General features: G+C 62.2%; 18 protein-coding genes. 5 read left to right on the top strand and 13 right to left on the bottom strand.

The genetic code is table 11. From position 1 onward, the window contains the following. Window positions 1-17 precede the first annotated feature (17 nt). Both M2375_RS14055 and M2375_RS14050 read right to left on the bottom strand, forming a co-directional pair. The gene (locus M2375_RS14055) at window positions 18-980 is read right to left on the bottom strand and encodes a LysR family transcriptional regulator (protein ID WP_259168191.1); all 963 of its coding nucleotides are present in this window, start codon (window positions 978-980) and stop codon (window positions 18-20) included. Window positions 981-1,264: 284 nt separating this feature from the next. Then, window positions 1,265-1,999, bottom strand: a complete 735-nt coding sequence (locus M2375_RS14050) for an SDR family oxidoreductase (protein ID WP_259168189.1) — start codon at window positions 1,997-1,999, stop codon at window positions 1,265-1,267. 123 nt (window positions 2,000-2,122) lie between these two features. On the opposite strand from M2375_RS14050, the gene M2375_RS14045 reads away from it, so the two are divergent. After that, window positions 2,123-2,938: a LysR family transcriptional regulator gene (locus M2375_RS14045; RefSeq protein ID WP_259168186.1), complete on the top strand. Its 816-nt coding sequence runs from the start codon at window positions 2,123-2,125 to the stop codon at window positions 2,936-2,938. Window positions 2,939-3,008: 70 nt separating this feature from the next. On the opposite strand, the gene M2375_RS14040 is transcribed toward M2375_RS14045, so the two are convergent. The 9 genes from M2375_RS14040 to M2375_RS14000 all read right to left on the bottom strand — a co-directional run bounded on the left by M2375_RS14040 (window position 3,009) and on the right by M2375_RS14000 (window position 11,326). After that, on the bottom strand, window positions 3,009-3,431 hold the full coding sequence (locus M2375_RS14040) for a putative signal transducing protein (RefSeq protein WP_259168183.1): 423 nt from the start codon (window positions 3,429-3,431) through the stop codon (window positions 3,009-3,011). A 214-nt stretch (window positions 3,432-3,645) separates the two neighbouring features. Then, window positions 3,646-3,996: a GNAT family N-acetyltransferase gene (locus M2375_RS14035; protein WP_404979324.1), complete on the bottom strand. Its 351-nt coding sequence runs from the start codon at window positions 3,994-3,996 to the stop codon at window positions 3,646-3,648. Between the two features lie 24 nt (window positions 3,997-4,020). Further along, window positions 4,021-4,866 carry a hypothetical protein gene (locus M2375_RS14030; RefSeq protein WP_259168180.1) on the bottom strand — a complete coding sequence of 282 codons (846 nt, stop codon included), beginning with the start codon at window positions 4,864-4,866 and terminating at the stop codon, window positions 4,021-4,023. A gap of 108 nt (window positions 4,867-4,974) precedes the next feature. Then, window positions 4,975-5,262 carry a DUF3325 family protein gene (locus tag M2375_RS14025; RefSeq protein WP_259168178.1) on the bottom strand — a complete coding sequence of 96 codons (288 nt, stop codon included), beginning with the start codon at window positions 5,260-5,262 and terminating at the stop codon, window positions 4,975-4,977. Continuing rightward, window positions 5,262-6,806: a PepSY domain-containing protein gene (locus M2375_RS14020; protein WP_259168175.1), complete on the bottom strand. Its 1,545-nt coding sequence runs from the start codon at window positions 6,804-6,806 to the stop codon at window positions 5,262-5,264. The genes M2375_RS14025 and M2375_RS14020 overlap by 1 nt, the downstream gene beginning before the upstream one ends. After that, the gene (locus M2375_RS14015) at window positions 6,803-7,075 is read right to left on the bottom strand and encodes a DUF3649 domain-containing protein (protein WP_259168172.1); all 273 of its coding nucleotides are present in this window, start codon (window positions 7,073-7,075) and stop codon (window positions 6,803-6,805) included. Before M2375_RS14015 ends, M2375_RS14020 begins: the two co-directional genes overlap by 4 nt. Beyond that, complete coding sequence (locus M2375_RS14010) at window positions 7,076-9,520, bottom strand: TonB-dependent receptor (RefSeq protein WP_259168169.1); 2,445 nt, start codon at window positions 9,518-9,520, stop codon at window positions 7,076-7,078. A 132-nt stretch (window positions 9,521-9,652) separates the two neighbouring features. Next, a complete protein-coding gene (locus M2375_RS14005; RefSeq protein ID WP_259168167.1) occupies window positions 9,653-10,756 on the bottom strand; it encodes a FecR family protein in 1,104 nt (367 codons plus the stop codon). Between the two features lie 78 nt (window positions 10,757-10,834). After that, entirely contained in the window at window positions 10,835-11,326 is a 492-nt protein-coding gene (locus M2375_RS14000) for a sigma-70 family RNA polymerase sigma factor (RefSeq protein ID WP_259168166.1), read from the bottom strand. A gap of 359 nt (window positions 11,327-11,685) precedes the next feature. Here M2375_RS14000 and M2375_RS13995 point away from each other — a divergent pair, with 359 nt between their 5' ends. From M2375_RS13995 to M2375_RS13980, 4 genes are all read left to right on the top strand, one after another. Continuing rightward, window positions 11,686-14,766 (top strand): DUF5979 domain-containing protein, encoded by a 3,081-nt coding sequence (locus tag M2375_RS13995; protein WP_310473176.1) that lies wholly within the window; start codon window positions 11,686-11,688, stop codon window positions 14,764-14,766. Window positions 14,767-15,000: 234 nt separating this feature from the next. Continuing rightward, on the top strand, window positions 15,001-16,233 hold the full coding sequence (locus tag M2375_RS13990) for an IPTL-CTERM sorting domain-containing protein (protein WP_259168165.1): 1,233 nt from the start codon (window positions 15,001-15,003) through the stop codon (window positions 16,231-16,233). Between the two features lie 176 nt (window positions 16,234-16,409). Beyond that, on the top strand, window positions 16,410-16,832 hold the full coding sequence (locus M2375_RS13985) for a hypothetical protein (protein ID WP_259168164.1): 423 nt from the start codon (window positions 16,410-16,412) through the stop codon (window positions 16,830-16,832). A 317-nt stretch (window positions 16,833-17,149) separates the two neighbouring features. Further along, a complete protein-coding gene (locus M2375_RS13980) occupies window positions 17,150-17,698 on the top strand; it encodes a hypothetical protein (RefSeq protein WP_259168161.1) in 549 nt (182 codons plus the stop codon). Window positions 17,699-17,904: 206 nt separating this feature from the next. Here the strand turns inward: M2375_RS13980 and M2375_RS13975 are convergent, their stop codons facing one another. Then, entirely contained in the window at window positions 17,905-18,312 is a 408-nt protein-coding gene (locus M2375_RS13975) for a GFA family protein (RefSeq protein WP_259168159.1), read from the bottom strand. 908 nt (window positions 18,313-19,220) lie between these two features. Then, window positions 19,221-21,179: a DUF5979 domain-containing protein gene (locus M2375_RS13970; RefSeq protein WP_259168157.1), complete on the bottom strand. Its 1,959-nt coding sequence runs from the start codon at window positions 21,177-21,179 to the stop codon at window positions 19,221-19,223. Window positions 21,180-21,186 lie beyond the last annotated feature (7 nt).

The raw sequence follows: 21,186 nt of genomic DNA, 5'->3' as shown, positions 1-21,186 counted from the left end.
GCTTGTGCAAGGGCTGGCTAGCTCAGCGCGATCCCGCTTCTGAGCCAGGGGATCAGTTGGCGTACATCGGGAAAGATGTCGTTTTCCATGACGCTTCTGCTCACTTGGAAGCAGTTCTCGGCCATGTCCACATACTCCCCTTCGCGGGAGAGCTGGTAGATGCTGCGGTTGAGGCTGGCACCGGGCAGCGGCAGGGCGGTGACCTGCGCGCTGTAGGCCCGGCCTTGCAAAAAGCACAGGGGCGTGGTGACGGTCCAGCCCAGGTCGGCGGCCACCATGGCCATCACCACATCGGAGGTGTCGATCTCCAGGTAAGGGCGCGGGCTGAAGCCCTGGCGGCGCAGATGGCGCTCGATCAAAGCGCCAAAGTGGGAGCGGGCGCTGAAGCGGATCAGCGGCATCTTCTCAATCAGGGTGGTGAGGTCGGCGTTCTTGAACTCTTTTTCGCGCACCTTGGGGATCACCGCGATAAAGGGCTCAGAGAAGATGGAGCGGCGCACGATGTGGTCCACATCTTCGAGCGTGTCCGAGGTGACGATCAAATCGAGTTGGCGCTTTAACAGCGCGGCCGCATGGCTGTTGGCCAGCCCCGACCAGAGCAGCAACTGGCTGGCAGACGCGGTGACCTTCTTGACGATGGCTGGCCCTGCGGTGGCGGCAAAGGAGTCGATCATGCCCACGCGCATGGCCGGGCGGCTGGCCAGGTCGGCATCGCGCACATGCACCACCAGGCGCTCCATGTCTTCGACAATCTGCCCGGCCCGGCGGCTGAGCGCAATGCCCGCTGGCGTGAGCTTGAAGGGCCGCTGCGAGCGGTCAAAGACCTGCGTCTGCAGGATCGCCTCAATCTGCGTGATGGTCTGCGAGACCGCCGATTGCGTGACCCCCAGCGCAGCCGCCCCTTTGGACAGGCTGCCCGAAGACGCTACGGCCTCGAAAATCTTCAAGGCGCGAACATCGAGACCCGAGCTTGTCTTCATGTCGTCTCCGTTTGGCATCCACTGCAGAACCCTGGACGTTTTGCAGTGGATTTTTGACTATTAGTATTTCTTCAAATACTAGCCATGTAGCGGAGATTTAGATAACAACTTAAGAAAAACTAATACTTAGGATCAGTTTCGCTTGGAGAAGGCGTAGGTGATGGGTGACTGCAAGCCGCCAAGACGGATCTTGAGACGAAGCGCGAGGCCGCCGACCGTCCAAGCGTACGGCAAGGCTTGGCGCGGCCGGCGGCAACGAAGTACCCAGGCTCGTCTTGCTGGCCTTAGGCTTGCTGGCGCGTGGCGGCCAGCACAATTTCACGGATGCACACCCCATCTGGCTGTGCATAGGCGTAGTGGATGGCGTTGGCCACATCTTGCGCAGCCAGCACCTTGCCGCCCATGGCGGTTTTCCAATCCTCGTAGCCGGACTTGATGGCCGCATCGGTGGTGTGGCCGAGCAGCTCGGTCTCTACCGCGCCGGGGGCGATGGTGGTGACGCGCACATTGTGGGCGGCCAGCTCTTCGCGCAGGTTTTCCGTCAGGCCATGCACGGCAAACTTGCTGCCGACATAGGCGACATGGTTGGCAAAGCTCTTGCGGCCCGCGACCGAGCTGACATTGATGATGCTGCCGCGCTGGCGCTGCACCATGCCAGCGGCAACGGCGTGCACGCCGTTGAGCACGCCTTTGACATTCACATCCAGCATGCGGTCCCACTGCTCCGGGTCCTGGCGCGTGATCTCGCCCAGCAGCATGACGCCGGCATTGTTGACGATGGCATCGGCCGGGCCAAAGCGCGCTTCGCCCTGCTGCACGGCGGCAGCCAGTGCTACGCGGTCGGTCACATCCACCGACAGCGCCAGGCAGTCGGGCAGGTTCAGGGCCCGCATCTTGTCCAGCCGGCGGGCCAGCAGCAGCAGCGGGTGGCCCAGGGACGAGAACAGCTGCGCGGTGGCCAAGCCAATGCCCGAGCTGGCACCGGTAATAACGATCAGGGGTTTGCGTGGTGCGGTCATGGTGGTGCTTTAAGGAATAGATTATTCTGATATTTCTGCAGAAAATGCAGTGTAAATGCGGCGTGTGCTGGTTGAAAAATGGTTTATTCTTCTTTCACTCATACGTTTAACTTATGGCTACGCATGGACTACCGCCAACTCCGGGCCTTTGTGGCCGCCTTTGAAGAGCGCAATATCACCGCAGCGGCACAGCGCCTGCACCTGAGCCAGCCCGCGCTGTCGGGCAGCATCCGCCTGCTGGAGGAGTCGCTGGGCACGGCGCTGTTTGTGCGCAAGGCACGGGGTGTGGAAGTCACCGACGACGCCCGCACGCTCTACCCCCAGGTGCGCCGCATGCTGGCCGAGGCCGACGACCTGGCCCAGCGCTTTCGCCAACGCGACGAGCGCGAGCGCCTGACTATTGGCGTGGAGCAGGATGTGGCCCGCAGCACCGTGCAGCGCCTGGCCGCCAAGGCACGGTCTTGCGTGCCCGGCCTGCAGCTGCATTTGCTGGCGCAATGCGAGGGCGATGCACGCCTGGCCAGCGAAGAGCTGCGCTGCGAGGATGAGCTGTTCTTGCCGCTGCTCAGCGAGCGCTATGTGCTGGCTTTGCCGGCCCAAACCCAGGTGCCAGAAAACGCGGGTAACGCCTTGCAAGATCCAGCCATGAACTGGATCATCTGCCCCACCCACCCCAGCCACCAGCGCCTGGTGCCCCTCTACGGCAGCCGCGCCGACACCCCCGCCGCACTGGCCAGCAACTTCTCGCTGGCGTTGGATTTGGTGGCTGCGGGCGTGGGCATGGCCATCCTGCCGGAAACCCTTGCGCAAGAGGTGCCCGGTGTGCAGACCCAGCCACTGGAGGTGGAGCTGAAGCGGCGTATTGGGCTTTGTTACAACGCGCAGGCGCTGGGAAATGGGGTGCTGGCGCGGTTGCGGGATGGGGTGCTGGGGGCTTGAGTCAAGCGGTGCCGTCATGGCTATCGCTGCACCTGAGGATGACGCATGGGCGCCGCTCCATCCGTATGTCTTATGGTGCCATGGCGCCGCACTGCTTACAGAAATGTTCCTTGCCGGGCGGGAACGGTGTTGACCACAACCAGAGCATCAAAAACGTTGCCAATGCAGCGCTGAGAGGAGTTTTGAGCCGGAACGCTGTGCCGCCACAAGCCTTGCATACCCGCGCGTCACTGGGATAGTCATGCTCCAAGGCTTGCTCCAGCGTACCGTTGTCGCGCTCGGCCAGCAAAGACTGCGCCTGGTGGAGCAGGTGCGCAGGCACTACAACGCGAACGCCACCGAGTACCCGCGACATGGGCCATTGCAGGCCAATATGGTGTTCGCTGCGCAAGTAGGCGGGAATGTCTTCTGATTCCAGCAGTGCGCGGCACACATGGGCTTGCCAGGCCGTGTCGTGGATCTCCACGGTGACAAAACGAATCTCCTTCTCCATGGTTCCTCCCTGGCGTATGGTGTGGCCAGCGCCGCGAGTCAGGGCTCGGCGCGTTTGCAAAATGGTGCCCGGTAGCGATGCTACTGGCCCATGCTCGGCGGCGTTGGCTAGGAATGCATAAATGCCACAGCCGCGTGGTTTGCAAAGGTAACGGGTGGAAGTTGAAAAACCATGGCATGCCATGGCTGGCGCAGCGCGCCGCTGAGCCAGCGCTTCAGGACAGCACGTCGCGCAGCGCCGCATCCTTGGCAAACTGCGCCTTGGCAAAGGGGCACAGCGGCAGCACCTTGGTGTGCGTCTCGCGGGCCCAGGCCACCAGGGCGCCTAGCAACTGGCGGCCTGCGCCTTCGCCGCGTAGCGAGTCGTCCACTTCGGTGTGGTCAATGATGACCATGGTGGCATTGGTGCGGCTGTAGGTCATCTCGGCGACGCGTGCTGCATCGCGCTGGATAAAGAAAGCGCCTTTGGAATCGGCTTCTTCGTGCTGGACGGTGTATTGCATGGGGGGCCTTGGGTGAAGCAGCCTCAAAGAATACGGCAACGCTGCAGCCCGTGCAGCGTGCATGGCTTGCAGGCTGCGACCAAGCGTTTAGCGCGTGCCCCGGATATGGGCGATCACCTCGCGCAAGGTGGTGGCATCGGGCACCCACCAATCGGCCAGCGCACCCAGCGCCACGGCGCAGACCAGGGCGCCGAGCAGTGGCCTCCAGGTCAGCCGCACGGCAGAGGGCAACCAGCCTGCGCGCTCCACGCCCACCACGGCGCGGGCGGTCATCATCGAAAAGGCCAGCTCCACCGCCACGCTCAGCAGCACATCCACGCCAAAGTACAGCCACAGCAGCGCGCCAAAGCCAAAGAACGCCATCACCAGGGCGGCAAACACGGCCAGGATGGGCACGATGATGATGCCTGCCTCGTCGCCCCCGATATCCGCCACGTCGGCGACATCGGTCCAGGAGCCAGAAGCACCGGAAGCCGCTGAGGAGACGTCCACTTCGGCCCAATCGCCCGATGCGCCGCCGCCACCAAAATCGCCGCCACCGCCGGCTTCCCAATCGGGCGAGCCATGGCCCCAGTGCAGATCGGGTGTTGGGTTGAGCACATCCAGGCCGTCGACCGAGGATTCGTCGCGCTGGCGCGTGTAGGCATTGCGCACCAGGTAGGCCGCCCACAGCCGCAGCACCAGCAGGTATACGGCATAGCCGACCCCCAGGCTGATGGCATAGCGCAGCGCCATCGACGTCACCCCGGACTTGAGCAGCACAGCGGTGACCGCCCACATCACCAGCAAGACCAGCAGCCCCATGCACAGGCCATGCAGGCGCAGCCAGTGTTTTTTCTGCAGGGTGGATGCCATGTGCTGGGGCATGCGCAGCGATGACCAGCTGGACTGGCGCTTGCGCTGGGCGGCGCGGTTGTGGGGTGCTTGGGCCAAGGCTAAAGGGCGGGGAGTGAGGTCGGGAGCAGTGTAGCAGTGCGGGTTTGGTGGTGGTTTGGCGGTTGCTTGCCCCCTCGTTTCGGATGCCTTGGATGGCGACAGCGCCTATCGGCTGCGCACTTTGCCACCACGCCCGGCCCAGGTCATGCCCACCGCAACGCACAGTGTGACGGGTGCCAACAGGCCGAGCCAGGTGATCCAGGCCAAGCCGCTGTCCATCACCGTGAGGATGCAAACCAGCGAAGCGAGCAAGCCCGTAGCACCCAGCACCTGCGGCCAACGCCGCAGCCTGTGCCCCGCCCAAGCTGGCGGCAGATACACGGCATGCCGGTCCATCGCCAAGGCGAGCGCAGCCAGGGCCAGCAGCATCAAGAGGGCAGACAGTGCCAGCATCAGCGGCAGACCTTTTGGCGGCGTTGCAAGGCCAGGGCGCCTGTTGCAAATGCCAGGCCCAGCGCCAAAAAGCCCAGGTCCATGCCGGCCATCACTGCATCGCCCGTTTGCAGCGAATGGAGCAGATGCCGCTGGCTGGTGGCTGCGTTCAGCAGGGGCAGCAGGCCAAAGCCCAGCGCTGCACACCAGGCCAGGCGGCGCCAAGACGTTGTGGGCGCTGTGCAGGCCGCATAGACAAAGCCCAGCAGCCAGGTGGCAAAAAGCGCTTGCAGCTCCCATTGCGAACGTGTCTCCATGGCAGTTGGCAACAGCCGGTTGGCCCAGAGGTAGGCCGCAATGGCCACGGGCAAGCCCAAAATGGCCGCAGGGTTGAGCCGGCTGACGAGTGCATGGCCTGCACTGGGCAAGCGGGCCTGGCGCTTGGCGGACCAGAGCACCATGCCGGTGGCAATCATCACGCAGCCCAGCAGGCCCGACAGCAGGTAGAGCGCGCGCAGTACCACCCCTGCAAACAAGCCTTCGTGCAGGCCCAGCCACAGGTCGCGTGCGGCGCGCGGGGCCGATTGCCGTGCGGGGCGCTCGGCCAGTAACGCGCCACTGACGCCATCAAAGACGAGGATGCCGGCCTCGCGCACGGGGCCACCCGCAAAGTTGCCGATGGCGCTGATGCGAGCGTTGGCGTCGCCTGGGTTCTGTACTGTGAGTACGGCCACCGGCGCGCCCTGCCAGCGGGTCTGGGCGTGGGCCAGCAGCGGGGCGATGGGGGCCAGCGGCGCGGGTTGGCCCGATGGCGGCGCCGTGGCCATGGGTGGGAACAGCTCACCATAAAAGCTGCGCACGGCCGCGCCCGGTGCCAGGCCGTACCAGGCACTGGCGATCAGCGGCATGAAGGAGAACATCACAAAGATGAGGCCGGAGTAGCTGATCATCAGCTGAAATGGCAGGCTGGCGACGCTGGCCAGGTTGTGCGCATCCAGCCAGGAGCGCTGGCCCTTGCCCAGCCGCAGGGTGAAGAAGTCGGCAAAAAAGCGACGGTGCGCGACGATGCCGGTCAGCAGGGCCAGCAGCAGCACCATGGAGGCGATGGCCACCACCCATTCCGTCAGCGCCTCGGGCAGGTAGTGCAGGCGCCAGTGCATTTGGTAGAGCGTCTGGCCACCTGCGGTATCGCGCACCGCAATGGGTGCGCCGGTTTGCGCATCCAGCCACAGGGGCTGCGGCAGCGCTGCGCTGGCCGGTGACCAGTCCACACGCAGATAGGGCTCGTTGCGGTCCACCGGCAGTTGGATGGACCAGCTGCGTGCATCGGGTGCATGGGCCTGTAGGTAGGCCAGCGCGTGTGCGGCCTGGGGTGCGGGCGGCAGCGGGTAGTGGGCTGGGGGCAGCTCGGGGCGCATCCAGCGGTCGATCTCGGTATCCAGATAACCGGCGGTGCCGGTGACAAACATAAAGTACAGCAGCCAGCCAAACAGCACGCCCGCCCAGGTGTGCAGGCCCGCCATCGCAGGGCGCAGCGGGCGCTTTTTTGGGGTGGGCGTGCTCACAGCGCCACCCAGGCGATGACGGTGCTGCCCAGGCTGGCCAGCAGCATGCCGGCCCAGGCGCGCCGCGCGCTGCGGGCGGCAAAGGCGGTCATCAAGGCCAGCGCATACACGGCAAAGCTCAGCTGCATTGCTACCAGTACCGCATCGGCACGCGGCAGCGCCGGGGCCAGGCTGGCGACCAGGGCCACCGGCAGCAGCTGGGCGAGCGCATAGCCGCCCAGGCTGCCTGCCAGCAGGCGTGATGCCACTGCCGCCTTGTCAACGCCCAATCAGAACTCCGTCGATGCCGACAGCAGCACCGTGCGGGGCGCGCCCATGGTCAGGCCTTCGCGGGCGGCGGATTGCCAGTAGTTCTTGTTCAGCAGGTTCTCGACCGTCAGCCGCAAGGTGACCGGCGTGTTGCCGGCATTGAAGCGGTAGCGGGCGCCCAGGTCAAAGCGGTTCCAGGACGGCAGTTGCTGGGTGTTGGCCACGTCCACGTACTGGCTGCTGGTGTGCAGCGCGCGGGCGGTCAGGGTCAGGCCCGGCACAAAGGCGGTGTCCCATTCGCCGCCAATGTTGATTTGCACCTTGGGGGTGGCGGGGGCCGTGCGGCCATCGTTGAGGCCGTCCTCGGTCTTGGTCAGCTTGCCCTGGGTAAAGGCCACGCCGGTCAAAAGGCGCAGGCCGCGCTGCACTTCACCCTGGGTGACGATCTCCAGACCCCGGTTGCGCTGCTCGCCATCCATGCGGAAGGTCGAGGGCGTGGTCGAGGCATCGAGCACGCTGCTGGGCCGGCTGATCTGGAAAACGCTGGCAGTGGTGACAAAGTTGCCGGTGTCGAACTTGGCCCCCAACTCCAGCTGCCTGGATTTGGAGGGCGGGAAGATCTCGCCGGCATTGGCCGTGCCTTCGGGTGCGGTGGAGCCTTGGGACAGGCCTTCGATGTAATTGCCGTACAGCGAGATGCCCTGCGTGGGCTTGAACAGCAAGGCTGCCATCGGCGTGATCGCAGACTTGTCGTAGCGCGCCGTTTCTGCGCCGGATGTGCCGTTGAAAGTGCGGGTGCGCAGCTCTTGGTGGCGCGCGCCCAAGGTCAGCTGCCAGCGCTTGTCGGCCGTGGAGATGGTGTCGGCCAGGGCCACGCTGTTCATGCGGGTCTCGCCGGTGCGGGGCAGGTTGCTGCCGATGCTGATGGAGGGCTTGGCGATGTCTGCCGGGTTGTAAATGCTGGATGCGTAGACGGTTCCGTTCTGGCGCAGCAGGCCGTTGTCCTGCGCATAGCCGCTGGTGCTGAGCACCCATTCGTGGCCCAGGCTGCCGGTTTGCAGCTTGCCTTTCAGCCCTACTTCGGCGGTGCGGGTGTTCACCGCTTCTTTCAGGCGGTAGGGCCGGGCCATCAGCGTGCCTTGCGCATCTTGCAGCTGCGAGGTGGTTTGCAGGCTGTCGAAGTCGTAGCCCATCGCACCCAGCGCGCCGTAGGCGATCAGGTTGGAGGTGATATCCACCTCGCCGCGCACGATGGCGGCGCGCTCCTTGGCATCCCAGTAGCTCCAGGACGGCTGGAAGTTGGTCTTGTTGTCTGGCGCGGCAGCAATCGGTGTGCCTTCCGAGGGTGGGAACAGCAGGCTGCTGCGCCCATGGGTCACGCGCTTTTGGTAGTTGATATCGGCCTCCAGCCGCACGCGCTCGCCCTGGTAGTCCAGGCCCAACGCCAAGGCATCCACCCGTTCGCTGGCGCCGTTGATGGGCGTATCGCCAGAGCGTTTGGCGACGTTGAGGCGCAGGCCCCAATCCTGGTCGGCACCAAAGCGGCGGCCAAAGTCGGCATGCACGCCAAACTGGCTGTCCTGCGCATACGAGGCAGTGACGCGGTTGAGCGGCGTGGCCCCGGCGCGCTTGGGCACCAGGTTGATGCCGCCGCCCACCGAACCGGCCGGTGCCATGCCATTGAGCAGCGCGCTGGGGCCGCGCAGCACCTCGACCCGCTCCACGCCGATCAGCGATGCCGCATTGCGCGGTGACAGGCCATACAGGCCGTTGTACGAGACGTCGTAGTTAAAGACGGTGAAGCCCCGGATGTTGAACTCCTCACGGCCCGCATTGCGCCCATAGGTGTTGCGCACCGAGGGGTCGTTGACCAGCACATCGCCAATGGTCTGCGCCTGCTGGTCGTCTACCAGCTTGGCGGTGTACTGGGTGGTGCTAAAGGGCGTGTCCATCACATCGCGGTTGCCCAGCAGGCCGACCTTGCCGCCGCGCGCGACCTGGCCGCCTGCATAGGGGCCGGGCAAGCCTTCAAGGGCGGCGGCCGTGACCGAGACGGTGGGCAGCACCACGGTACCCGCCGGGTCTGCCGATGTGGCGGGCGTTGTAGGCGTTGCAGGCCGCACCAGCACGGCGCGGTCTTTGACGGAGCCTTGCAGGCCGCTGCCGGTCAGCAGGCGGTCCAGCGCCTGCTGCGGCGTCAGTTGGCCCGATACGGCGGGCGCCGTCTTGCCCGCGACCAGCCCTGCCGGAAAGCCCAGCTGCAGATCGCCTTGGCGCGCCAGCTCGTTGAGCGCTTGGGCGAGGGGTTGCGCCGCAATCGAAAAGCTGCGGGCGCCCTCTTGCGACGATGCCGCCGTCTGCGCATGTGCCTTTAGCGGCTGGACAGCGGCGATACCCAGCGCCAGTGCGGCGGCCATGGCCAGGGGAGTGGGGCGAAAGCGGAAGAAGGGCGCGGTGCGCAGCATGGGAAGGGCTCCAGGATCGGCAAGGGGATAGGGCTTGTGCGCTGCGCACAGCGCGCGGCCACCTCCTGTAGACGCAGCTGCGCCGGGAATCCGCATGTCCCAGCGCAAAATATTTTTAAATAATTTTGAGTCTTAGCGGGCGACGATTTCTGTCACGCCATCGTGCTTGACCAGCCGCACCGGCAGCAGATGCGGCAAAAACTCTGCAAAGCGCTGGTGCTGGTTCAGGCCATAGCTGCCGCCCACCGGCAGAGCGGCCACGGCCGGGTCGCGCACCACCAGGCCGGTGGGGCCGTAGCGCTCAAACTCCGCCAAGGCTTGGGCCAGGGGGGTGCGGTTAAAGCTCAGGCGCCCGCTGCGCCACTGGGCCACGGCGGCGGGTGCTACCTCGGTGACGGTGCCCAGGCTGGCATCTTGCGCGCTGCCGCCTTCCAGCATCTGGCCGGCCGTCAGCAGCACCAGGGCCGGCGCCTGCTGGGCTGGGTCCGTGTCGCGCTGCAGCCGTTCTACTTTGACTTTGCCTTCTTCTACCGCCACCACGGTGTGCCCCGCGCCCAGGCCCTGCGCGGTGTGGCGTACCGAAAAGCGCGTCCCCACCACGGTGATGCGCAGATCACCCGCCAGCACCTGAAAGGGGCGGCTTGGGTCGGAATGCACGGAGAACATGGCCTGGCCATCACTGAGCTCTACCTCGCGCCGGTTGCGGTACAGGCGAGCGGTCAAGCGCGTGCTGGTGTCCAATTGCACGGTGCTGCCCGAAGCCGCGTCATCGGGCAAGGTAGCCATGAGCTGCTGGCCGCGCTGCGAGGCATAGCTTTGCTCAAAACTGGGTTGTACCCACCAGCCAAACCAGCCCGCGCCCACTACCGCGACCGCGATCAGGGCAGTGGCTGCATGGGGCGCAAAAGGGCGTAGCCAGGTTTGCCAAAAGCGGGGGCGCTGGGCTTGTACCTGGACTTGGCGCTGGGGCAGGCCCGCACGCAGCCGGGCCAGGTCTTGCGCCGGCAGGTTTTGCACGCTCGCAATGCTGGCGCGCATGGCATCCAGTGCTGGCGCATGGCGCGCATCAGCTGCCAGCCAGGCCTGCAAGGCCGCCTGGCCCTGCGCATCCAGCCCCGCGTTGCAGCGCACCGCCCAGGTGGCGGCCTCTTGCTCCAGCGTGTCTGCATCGCCCGCACCCGTCCCTTCGGGCAGATGGCCCGCAGTGGTGTCAAGGGAAGAAGGGATGCTGGACATGCGCAGAAAAATCGGGGTGAAGCGGAGCGGGTAGGAGCGGGTAGGAGGGTGTGGGGAGGGGACGCTTAAGAAAGGAAACTAGGCGCTAGGCCCCTGCCCATGCCGTTTGCAGGCCAGGGTGCCGCGCACCACATGCTTCTCAACCATGCTAACCGATATGCCCATGCGCGCTGCGATCTCCCCCTGGGGCAGCCCATCGATGACATGCAGCACAAAGGCCTCGCGGCAGCGCGGGGGCAGGTTCTCGATCACCTGCACATAGCCATGCACGGTCTGCTGTCGCACCAGGGCTTCTTCGGGTTGCAGATGCTGGGGGGCGGGCGGCTCATCCGCCGCATCCACCTCGTCCAGGCTGTCATGGCGCCGCACATCGGCGCGGCGGTGCTGGTCAATCACCAGGTTGCGTGCCGTGCGGTACAGCAGCGCTCGGCCATCCAGCACTGGTGGCCCCGTGCGCTGCGCCGCCAGCACGCGGGCATAGCTCTCCTGCGCCAGGTCCGCCGCCGCATCGCGGTCGCCCACCTGGCGGTGTAGAAAGTTCAGCAGTTCGCGGTAGAAGCGCTCAAGCATGGAGGGGGGCGGAGGGCCGGCGGCAGTCCCTGCAGGCAGGGTGCGTGCTCTTGACGAAAATAAGAATCATTCTAATTGTGCTGCGAAATCCCTGTGCTGAGGCCACCCAGTTCTGCGCCCGCCGCCTCTGACAGCCAGCACCGCATCGGCGTAAGCCCCGCCAGCACCGATTGGTGTTTTCCTCTCGGGGGATTCCCAGCTCCGGACCAATTTTGCAGAGCTAATAACATTTGTTTACATTAGTTGCAGATATCTACAGCCGTCTATACATTTGCTATGTGTCTATTGTTTTTGGAAGAGTGCGCTCATCCCAGGCTAGTCAGGGATCGCATCGCTTTAGACCAACGCAGGGGATTCAGATGACAAATAAATATTTCAGTAGCATTCTTAGAAGGCTGGGGGCAGCCATTGCGCTGCTGCCCATTTCCGTAATCGCATGGGGCCAAACCGCTGACTTGCAGATCGTGAAGTCAGGCCCTCCATCGGCAAACGGTGGTGGCGCATTTAGCTATACGCTGGTGCTCGACAACAATGGGCCAAATGCGGCCAACAACGCCAGCTTTCTCGACACGTTGCCGCCAGGCGTTGTGAATGTTTCGGCCACCTGTGTTGCCGCTACCAACGGGGCGTCCTGTCCCGCCGGCATCGCTGCTGACAACACCTCGGTCTCCGGCGTCGTTCCCACCTTTCCCGCGCTGGGGAAGGTGACGATTCAGATCTTGGGAAATTTTGCAGTCTCCGGCCCGAGCTCGCTCACCAATACGGCAACCGTGAGCCCGCCTGCGGGTGTCACCGATCCCATGCCTGAATCCAATACGAGTTCGGTGAGCACGGCGATGAACTATGGCGCCGATTTGGTGGTCAGCAAATCGCAGAGCGCTCAGAGTTTTGTCTCTGGTCAGGTGGTGACCTACGTCATGACACTGACCAACAACGGCCCTGCGGCCGCTGATGGCACCATGATGGAAGATTACCCTTATGGGAATAGCGGCACGTCTGCTGCTCGCACTAATGCGAATTACACCTTTGGCGGTTGCACTGCAGTGAATGGGGCAGTGTGCCCAGACAACAGCGCATTTCAAAATTACACGGGTCAGGTAGGAAGCGCGGGTTATTTGTTCAATACCTCGGTACCCCGTTTGCCATCCGGCGGTGCCATCACCATTACCTACACGATGGTCGCAACGGCGCCTTCGATGTGTGGATTGTCGGCAGGCACCCTGCAAAACGTGTTCCAGACCCGAGGCTTGCCAGGCAGTGTTACCGACCCTGATCCGTTCAATAACCGCGCAGAAGTGGAGCAGGCGGTAGCGGCTACAGCCGCTTGCCCACAGACAGACATCGAGGTGCGCAAGACGCAGAGCTCTGATGACTTTGTCCCTGGTCAGACGGTGACCTACGTCATGACGCTGACCAACAAGGGCCCCACCGCAGCCGATGGCACCTTGATGGAAGATTTCCCTTATGGCTACGGCGGCACGGCTGCCGCCAATGTCAATGCGACATACAGCTTTGGGGGCTGTGTCGCCACCAACGGTGCCGTGTGCCCGGACGATAACGTCTTTCAAAATTACGCCGGCTTGGTAGGCAGCGCAGGCTATTTGTTCAACACGACCGTACCCACCCTGCCCTCAGGAGGTGCGATCACCATCACCTACACGATGGTGGCGGATGCGCCTTTGCGCTGTGGCCTGCCTCCCGGGCCGCTGCAGAATGTGTTTCAGATTCGGGGCTTGCCAGCGGGCGTGGGCGACTCGGATCCATCCAATGACCGCTTTGAGGTGCAACAGACCGTAGGTGCCACGGCCGATTGCCCGCAGGCTGACCTGGTCGCCAGCAAAACGCAGAGTTCCGAGATCTTTGCCGCCGGTCAGACAGTCACCTACAAGATGACCTTGACGAACAAAGGCCCGGCAGCGGCTGATGGTGCGTTCATGTTGGATTTCCCCTATGCCTACGGTGCGGGCGTCCAGCTCAACGCTGCTTATAACTTTGTCGGCTGCACGGCGACGAATGGTGCGGTGTGCCCGGACAACGGCGCCTTCCAAAACTACAGCGGCCAGGTGGGGAGCGCGGGCTATTTGTTCCAGACCAATGTGCCTACGTTGCCCTCAGGCGGCGCTGTGACCATCACCTACACGATGGTGGCCAACATGACGAGCGCTTGCACGTCGGCCACCGGTACGCTTCAAAATAATTTCCGGGTATCTGCACCGGTCGGTGTCACGGATCGCGATCGAGACAACAACGAAATCTTGGTGGAGCAGCCGTTCGTATGCGCTGATATCTCCACCAACAAGACGGTGGCCCCGGTCACCGTGCAGGCCGGAGAGACAGTGACCTACACCGTCAGCGTGGTGAACGCCGGGCCAGCTGACGTCAGCAATGTGGCATTTTCTGATCCGCTGCCCAATGGCTTCGTCTACGGCAGTGCCACTTGTGCCGTCGAAGTGGCACCGGGCAGCTGTGGCCCCGTCAGCTATGACGGGGCTACGCGCACGGTCAGCAGCACGATAACGGCGATTGGCAATGGTGGCCAGCTGCGCTTCACCATTGTGGGAACCGCTGGAAATATCCCAGGCACCTATCCCAACATCGCCTATGCTGCGCCACCTGCTGGCGTCGTTGATCCGGTTACCTCGTCCAACAGCAGCTCGGTCAATCTCCAGATCTTCAACACCAGCGCGGCCGTGACGGTGGGCAAAAAAATCACGGGCTTGGCCGCCGGTGGCTTGCCCGCTGCGCTCACCTTTAGCGGTACGGTCACCTGTGGCACACAAGCGCCACAAAACTGGTCGGCCACCGTTGCCGCCGGTAGCAGCAGCGCCAACAGTGCGGCGCTGAGCTTCTACGATGGAGATGCCTGTACGGTGACAGAGGACGCTCCACCCGCCGCGCCCGCAGGCTACGTTTGGACCGGCACGCCCGTCATCAGCCCCAGCCCCACGGCGACCTTGGCATCTGCGCCTGTGGCCGTGAGCGTGACCAACGCCTTGCAACGCCAGACCGGTCGCCTGGACCTGAGCCAGCTGTTTACCGGCCCTGCAGATGCGATAGCGCAGATCAACGGTGTGTTCAACTTCTCGCTGGATTGCGGGGTTGACGGCAGCTTCCCCTTGGCCATTACGGTGACCAATGGCAGCAGCGTGCCGGCCGTCGTCAACAGCTTGCCAGCCGCTGCCAGCTGCACCGCCACTGCAACAGGCACCATGCCGGCTGCGCCTGGCGGCTACACCTGGGGTGCCTCGGCCTACCAGAACAATCCCGCCGTGACCGTGGCCAACGGGCTGGTCAGCATCGTGGTCACCACACCGTTGAATGCGACGAATCCAGGCGGCGCCGTCGTTGCGGTGCCGGGCCTCAACAACGCCATGCTGGTGCTGATGGCGCTGCTGGTGTTTGGCTTCGCTGTAGTCCACCGCAGGAGGCCTATGCATTGATTCGCATAGCGCGGTTCTAGCAATGCGAAACGCCCGGCCTGGCCGGGCGTTTTCAGTGGTGGGAGGGCATGTGTCGATATGCCATAGGCCGTTGGACTAATACATGATACAAATTGGAATATGCATTGAAGAAGACACAATCGTCCACAGTGATGTGAAATCTAGGCGCATAGAATGCGCGGTGGTCAAGTAGGGTGACCTGGTTATTTGCAAAAAGGATGAGGTAAAAATATCATGCAATACAACTTTTTCCGTCCATTTCGGCAGCTGCTTTTTGTTGTATTTTTTGCAGTCATCGCCTCTGCACAGCAAGCCAAAGCGCAATCGCTGGTCTTCTTAGATCAGCTGCAATCCTGCACAGTGGGACTGAACCGCGCATCTCCCGTGGCAACTGGTATCGGCCCCGTGAATATGTTCTACCCTTATGCTGCGCCAGCAACAGAGTACGGACAGACGACATGCGGGGGCACCTGGGCGTTCGATGGCGCTTCCTACCTTGTCACACCCAATGGAGCCACTGTGTTTCCAGGTAGCGCATTAAAAGCGGTCTGGCTAAACGAAGCCTCTTTTGACAGTGTTACGGGAACGCCTCGCACCAAAGGTGAGATGCGCCGCAACGTGTCTGGGTTGACGCTGGGCCAGATCTATCGCGTGACGGCAGATGCTTGGCATGACGACTCCCCTGGCGACACGGCACTGGGTCTCGATTTTGGACCTGCCACCGCCACGCTTGCTATCCCAAACGACAACATTGCTCGCTCCATCTCGGCCATGGTTTGCGCCAAGAGCGCCTCGCTCTCCATGCGTTTGTACGAGGCTGGAACGGCAGGCAACGGTGCGTCTCCCGTAGTCACGAATATTCAACTCGAAGACACCGGTCAGTCTTGCCTGTTGGCTGTGGATTTCGTCAGCAATGGGGGATCTGCCGTTGCACCCCAGTCCGTCTATCCCGATGATCTCGCCACCAACCCTTCCGTGCCAACGAGGCCTGGCTATAGCTTCACCGGATGGTTCCAAGACCCGGGCCTCACGCAGCTGTATAGCTTTGCAACGCCTGTGACGCAGAACATCACCCTCTATGCGGGGTGGGCAGCCAATCCCTTCCATGTCAGCGGCACCGTCATCGGGCTGGCCAATGGCAGCACCGTCACCTTGGCCAACAGCAATGGCGACCAAGTACCAGTATCGGCAGCGGGCCCCTTCGCTTTCCCGTTGGGGCTGTTGGGGACTGACAGCTATGCAGTGACCGTTTCTGGTCAGCCTGCTGCGCAAGTTTGTACCGTGACACAAGCGCCATCCGGTCCCATGAACAATGCGGATGTGACGAACGTCGTGGTGACTTGTGCAGCAACCGTGCCGCCGAGCCCGACGGCCGTTCCGGCTGTCAGCCAGTGGTCACTGATGGGCCTGTCTGCATGCCTGGGTCTGGTGGGTTTCATGAGAATTCGCCGCCGCCAGATCTTCTAGTCTCAGCCACCTTAGGGTGGCTTTTCATTGGCCCCGACGGCCCTGGCGGCCCTGGTGGGCCTCAGCGTCGGTGAACCCGCACCTGGCGTGCAGTAGCCTGGGCAGCGGGGCTCGCCTCCACGGAGACCATTGGGTGGCTTCGCCAAACTCCGTCCAGTAAAGCATTCATATTCTCTATGACCTATAACCCTCGCTACCTTGCTTTGTGGCTCTTGCTGTGTGGCCCGGCACTTTGTGCATCTGCTGAAAGCGCCAAACCTGATTCCAGGTTTGCCGACTCAATGATCCTATGCAATTCGCAAGCGCTTTTTTATCACCTGTATTCACAAGGCACACCGATGGCAGGAGTGCCCAAGCCTCTTGATTACCGAGAGTTGGCCTACCAGTCCGCAGGAAAAGCCTATGTGGATGCACGCCTGGAGGAAAGAAAAACCAGAGACGAGGCCATGAAGCAAATAGAGGTAGAACTCAACACCCAGCGTTTCGACGGTTTATCGGAGGCAGAACGAGAAAGCCATATGACAGCCGCGTGGTCAAAGATCATTACGGCGTGCAACCAGCTGGCTTCTGCTGCAAGTGGCATGCAGCATAAAAAATAGAGTTCTACCAGGTGCTAATCACGCAGTTATAGGGGATGGACATTCTGTAGACAACGCCAGTTAAGCGGCTCGTGGATGCAGCATTTTATGGAGGGTGCTAAAGATAGTGAGCCAGAACAGGGGCAAGCTTTATCGAAAACTTCCACATGAAATGCCTGCCAGAGTTGCAGCGACTGGCCGGTGATTTGACCAGGCTCCTGCGACTCATGCGGTGTCGCTTCTGACGGTCTCTGAACGGCCTCGATCAGTCGATCTCTCCGGCTGCTTCGGTCGTGGTCGTGTGCTACAAAAGCAGACAAGCAACGAGTGAATCCCAGATGCACAAACTTTCCTATGCCTTGGCCGATCGTTGGGCTCCCTTCTCGCATAGACCGGTGTACTCCATCCCATCAGCGGACTCCAGTGCGCGTTTGGTAGCAGGCGTACCCGCTGGCGATTCCTTACCGTTCGCGACGCTCGTGGCCAGTCTCGCACCACCCTATCTTCTGCTCTATGTACTTCACACACCGCGAGGTGAAGGGGCAGAGGGCCGCTATCAAAGTCCAGCGATTTCGCTACAAGAGTTCCAAGATTTCATAGGCAGGTTTGGCGCCTTTTTAAGCGCCGACGCGAGGTTTGATATTTGGGCCTATTCGATGGAGGAAAAGGCCACCATCGTCTGGGACCGCCACAATCAAATCTTTGCTTACGGACCGATCGGCCAGTACGTGGAAAGGCTCAACGCGCTCGGTTTCGCTGCAGGGGATCCGAGCATTCCGTTTCCGCACCTGCACCACTACAGGCAGGAATTTGACGACGATGCCAAGGCACTTCTTGGCAGCCTGCCTTGGTCACATTCCATGCTGAGGCCAGAAGATGAGCAATGACACCGGGCTGCGGTCTGCGGCGCGGCATTGGACGACGAGTGGAGACCCAGGCTTGGGAAACTGCTGAATTGGACTGCTGCAGCGACGTCTTGGCCCCCCAGCCAAGGGGTTCATAGGCCGGCACTGCCCACTGTCTGCCGGGTATGCCGTCGGGCTGGTCTGCACAAATGCGCCCTATCGGCCCCAGGCTGCACATGCCTTTTGCATCACGGTTGGCCGTCGTGCGTTTCGTTCACCCCGGCAAGTGCAACCCAGGGTCGACGCCGCTTCGTCCAAATCTCCCGTTGTGGGGTTCCCAACTCACTACGTTGTTTCAGGACTCCGGTGCGTAGCGAGTAGGCATGCGGATTTTCTACCGCGCAGGCATAGAGCGGGCTGCCACAGTTTTCACAGAACGCAAGATTGCGCTTTGTACCGTTGGCGGTGGTCTTGACGAAGGTGCGAGGCGCACCTTTTACCAGTTTAAAACCGGCAGCAGGGGCGGAGATATTGGCCCTGAAGGCAGAGCCTGAATGCGTTTGGCAATCGAGGCAATGACAAACCGTCACGGTGCCTGGTTGAACTTCTGCCTCGAATTCAATAGCGCCGCATTGGCATTGGCCTTCTACTTTCATGCTGTTCCTCAGTTGGGCGGGTCAAGGGACCCTCGGCAAAACACCCTGCCGTGGTCTGAACGTGGGCTCGGGCGATCTGCACCATCCCATTTAGCAAGGGTTTTGCAGAGCTTCCCTAGCCCAATGGCTCCTGGACGCACGCCGCCATCCTAACCTCGAATGCTTAAAGGCAACTGCAGCCCATCGCCATCCTTGAAGCCGTGCCTGACTGTGCAAGCACAGGCTTGTGATCCTCTATTTGCATGCAGCGAGGAATTTGCAAGATCAGTGAGAGCCGACAGGACGTTCGGGCCGGTACCGAAAAAGCAAAACGCCTGATGTATTGCACATCAGGCGTTTTTCATTGCCAGCTATGGGGAGCTCTTCGCTGAGCGCTAGATGGGCAGACAGGCCAGTCGCCAACAATGCGGCGCCTTACGTCTACACGTAGGGTGTCAGAAATCCCGCGACTAGTGGTTACCTACATCAAGGACATAGGTGTTAGGTGCCATGAAGGGGTGTTCCCTTTGGTCAATGCGCCTGCGACTGGCCTACTGTGCGCCACATTGACTGCGACCGGTCCCGTAAGCTTGTTGCCGTTTCTCAGTGAAATTTGAATTTCTCTCGCGGAGGTTTGAGCTTAAAGGGGATCTGGAACTGTCGCAATGGCTGCTCGGGCACACCTGTTGGCGATTCTGCGTTTGCTGGCAGCTGGCCGACCGCGCCCAGCGAAGGCGTTGTTGCACAACTCCTGCTGTGCAGTGCGGCAGGCTCGCCAGATGATTGAATCGAGCTGAATGCGCGAGTGCGCATCGCATGTCTGCAGCCAGAAATAAAAAGAGCCGCCCCAGTGCTACGGCACTAGGGCGGCATGTCCCAACGTTGATGGAGTGATCTCCAGAATTTAATCCGGTTTATGCATAAATCGGTTAGGCGCGAGCAGCATGACGGCGTTGACGAATACCCAAAGCTGCGAGCAGCGCCGCCATTGCCGCCAAGCCTGCCGCTGTATTGCTTGGCACTGGCTCTGCGGCTACTGCATTGGCTCTCAAGGTATTGGTGATCGCCGTGCTCACCGTTTGCCCGCCTGCCACGCTGATCGTTGCCGGAGCAAAAGCAGGCGCGTCCCATGTATAGCCAGACGGTGCAGCGGGCAACGCTTCACTCAGCGTGCAATTAGAGTCGGCCGGAATGGTGGCCAGGGTGGCGGTCTGGCTGCCGGCAGCAGTGAAGCTGAGACTTGTGGTGTAGGGCGTGTTTGCCGCAGGCTTGTCGCAGGTGGCCGTGAAGTTGAACGAGAGGGGCCATGTCACTGGTGCTCCGGCTGGCAGCGGTGCCAGGGTCTTGGTGATGAGGGCAGTGCCCAGCGCCGGAGGAACGGTCTGCAGGCGGTTAGTGATGGCACTGCTGGCAGTCTGACCAGCGGCCACCGTAACGCTTGCAGGAGAGAACGCTGCAGCATCCCAGGTATGTGCGGCCGGAGCGGCGGGCTGTGTTTCGCTCAGACTGCAGAGGGCACCCTCCGGTACATTGGCGATGGTGGCAGTCTGGCTGCCGGCGGAATTGAAGCTGGCAGTGGCCGTATAGGTAGACCCTGCCGTCGGCAGGTTGCAGGTGGCGGTAAAGCTGAAGTTCTGCGGCCAGGTCACCGGCGCACCCGCTGGCAGCGGAGCCAGGGTCTTGGTGATGGTGATGCTGCCGGTCGTCGGCACCAGGGTATTGGTGAACGCAGCAGGAGATTGGGCACCTTCGGTGATTGCTACGTTGATGGGGGTAGCAGGAGCGATTTCCCAACGGAAGCCGGAGATGGCGGTGGGGGCCTGTTCGGCAACGCTGCAGTTGGCACCCGCAGGGATGTCTGTGACGGTGGTGGTTTGTGTGCCGTCCGCACTGAATGCCAGCGGGGGAACGGCATAGTTGGTGCCTGCCGCAGGTTTGTCACAGGTGACCGTGAACTGGAAGTTCAATGGCCAGGCCACGGGAGTCTGTGCGGGAAGCGGTGCGAGTGTCTTGCTGATCGCAATACTGCCCGATTGCGCGGCGCAGGAGCCGGTAGGGGATACGGCGGCGTTGACCATGATCGAGCCCAGCCTGCCTACGGGTGGATTTCCTGGCAGGGCCAGTGGATTGACATCGCTGATCGTGAAGATGCAGGCGCCATTGCCGCTGAAGGACTGTGCCCGGGGCACGATTAGGGCCGAGACATTGTTGATACGGGTGTTGTTGGCGACGTCCGCTGGGGTGGGCATCGTGATTGGGGGGCGAGGCGATGGGTCTCCGGGCGAGGCAGTCTGCGGCGGCATGTACAGCACGTTGTACGCGGGTACATTGTTTAGGGCTCGATAATCGAGCACCGTCATGGGGTTGAGTGAGGTAAACGAGCTTGCCAGGGGCGTGGCGCTGTTGAGAACTACGGTGCCAGGCCCAGCTCCTTGCGAACTGTCGTTGAACAGGACGCCTCTTGAAATGCCCCAGCCAGTTGCCGCATTGATGATGGGACTGGTGATCTGGTCAATGTTAGGTGCGCATGCCGAACACTGATCAGGGTACAGGAAGAAGGCATTGACCGCACGGGTCTGAATCGCGGACTGCACTGCGGTCACGCTGGCAGCATTGAAGCCGCCATAAACAGCTGTCATCACCACAATGTCGTATTGTCCGCCACCGGGTGGAATGAAATCGCTGGCCGTGATCGTTGTGGGGTTACCGCCAGCGCCTGTGATATCAAAGTTCTTTTGCGTGACATCTGCCGCAGAGCCGCCCAATGCAGTGACCGCTGCCACCATTTCGTTATAGGCACCGTTTGCATAGGTTTGACCGAAAAAGGTGCCTGACAACACATATGCATCGCCAATGATCAGCACCTTGGGCACCTGTGCAGCGGCCATAGAAGCA

It is taken from the genome of Comamonas sp. BIGb0152 (genome assembly GCF_024809975.1).
In the GTDB taxonomy this organism is placed as follows: domain Bacteria; phylum Pseudomonadota; class Gammaproteobacteria; order Burkholderiales; family Burkholderiaceae_C; genus Comamonas.
This window is presented reverse-complemented; position numbering and strand designations above follow the sequence as displayed.

Coding starts and splice junctions, on each gene's coding strand:
- M2375_RS13980 (WP_259168161.1), top strand. CDS start 17,150: ATGCACAAACTTTCCTATGCCTTGGCCGATCGTTGGGCTCCCTTCTCG.
- M2375_RS14005 (WP_259168167.1), bottom strand. CDS start 10,756: ATGTCCAGCATCCCTTCTTCCCTTGACACCACTGCGGGCCATCTGCCC.
- M2375_RS14050 (WP_259168189.1), bottom strand. CDS start 1,999: ATGACCGCACCACGCAAACCCCTGATCGTTATTACCGGTGCCAGCTCG.
- M2375_RS14040 (WP_259168183.1), bottom strand. CDS start 3,431: ATGGAGAAGGAGATTCGTTTTGTCACCGTGGAGATCCACGACACGGCC.
- M2375_RS13990 (WP_259168165.1), top strand. CDS start 15,001: ATGCAATACAACTTTTTCCGTCCATTTCGGCAGCTGCTTTTTGTTGTA.
- M2375_RS14035 (WP_404979324.1), bottom strand. CDS start 3,996: ATGCACGCTGCACGGGCTGCAGCGTTGCCGTATTCTTTGAGGCTGCTT.
- M2375_RS14045 (WP_259168186.1), top strand. CDS start 2,123: ATGGACTACCGCCAACTCCGGGCCTTTGTGGCCGCCTTTGAAGAGCGC.
- M2375_RS14025 (WP_259168178.1), bottom strand. CDS start 5,262: ATGCTGGCACTGTCTGCCCTCTTGATGCTGCTGGCCCTGGCTGCGCTC.
- M2375_RS14010 (WP_259168169.1), bottom strand. CDS start 9,520: ATGCTGCGCACCGCGCCCTTCTTCCGCTTTCGCCCCACTCCCCTGGCC.
- M2375_RS13970 (WP_259168157.1), bottom strand. CDS start 21,179: ATGGCCGCTGCACAGGTGCCCAAGGTGCTGATCATTGGCGATGCATAT.
- M2375_RS14055 (WP_259168191.1), bottom strand. CDS start 980: ATGAAGACAAGCTCGGGTCTCGATGTTCGCGCCTTGAAGATTTTCGAG.
- M2375_RS13995 (WP_310473176.1), top strand. CDS start 11,686: ATGACAAATAAATATTTCAGTAGCATTCTTAGAAGGCTGGGGGCAGCC.
- M2375_RS13975 (WP_259168159.1), bottom strand. CDS start 18,312: ATGAAAGTAGAAGGCCAATGCCAATGCGGCGCTATTGAATTCGAGGCA.
- M2375_RS13985 (WP_259168164.1), top strand. CDS start 16,410: ATGACCTATAACCCTCGCTACCTTGCTTTGTGGCTCTTGCTGTGTGGC.
- M2375_RS14000 (WP_259168166.1), bottom strand. CDS start 11,326: ATGCTTGAGCGCTTCTACCGCGAACTGCTGAACTTTCTACACCGCCAG.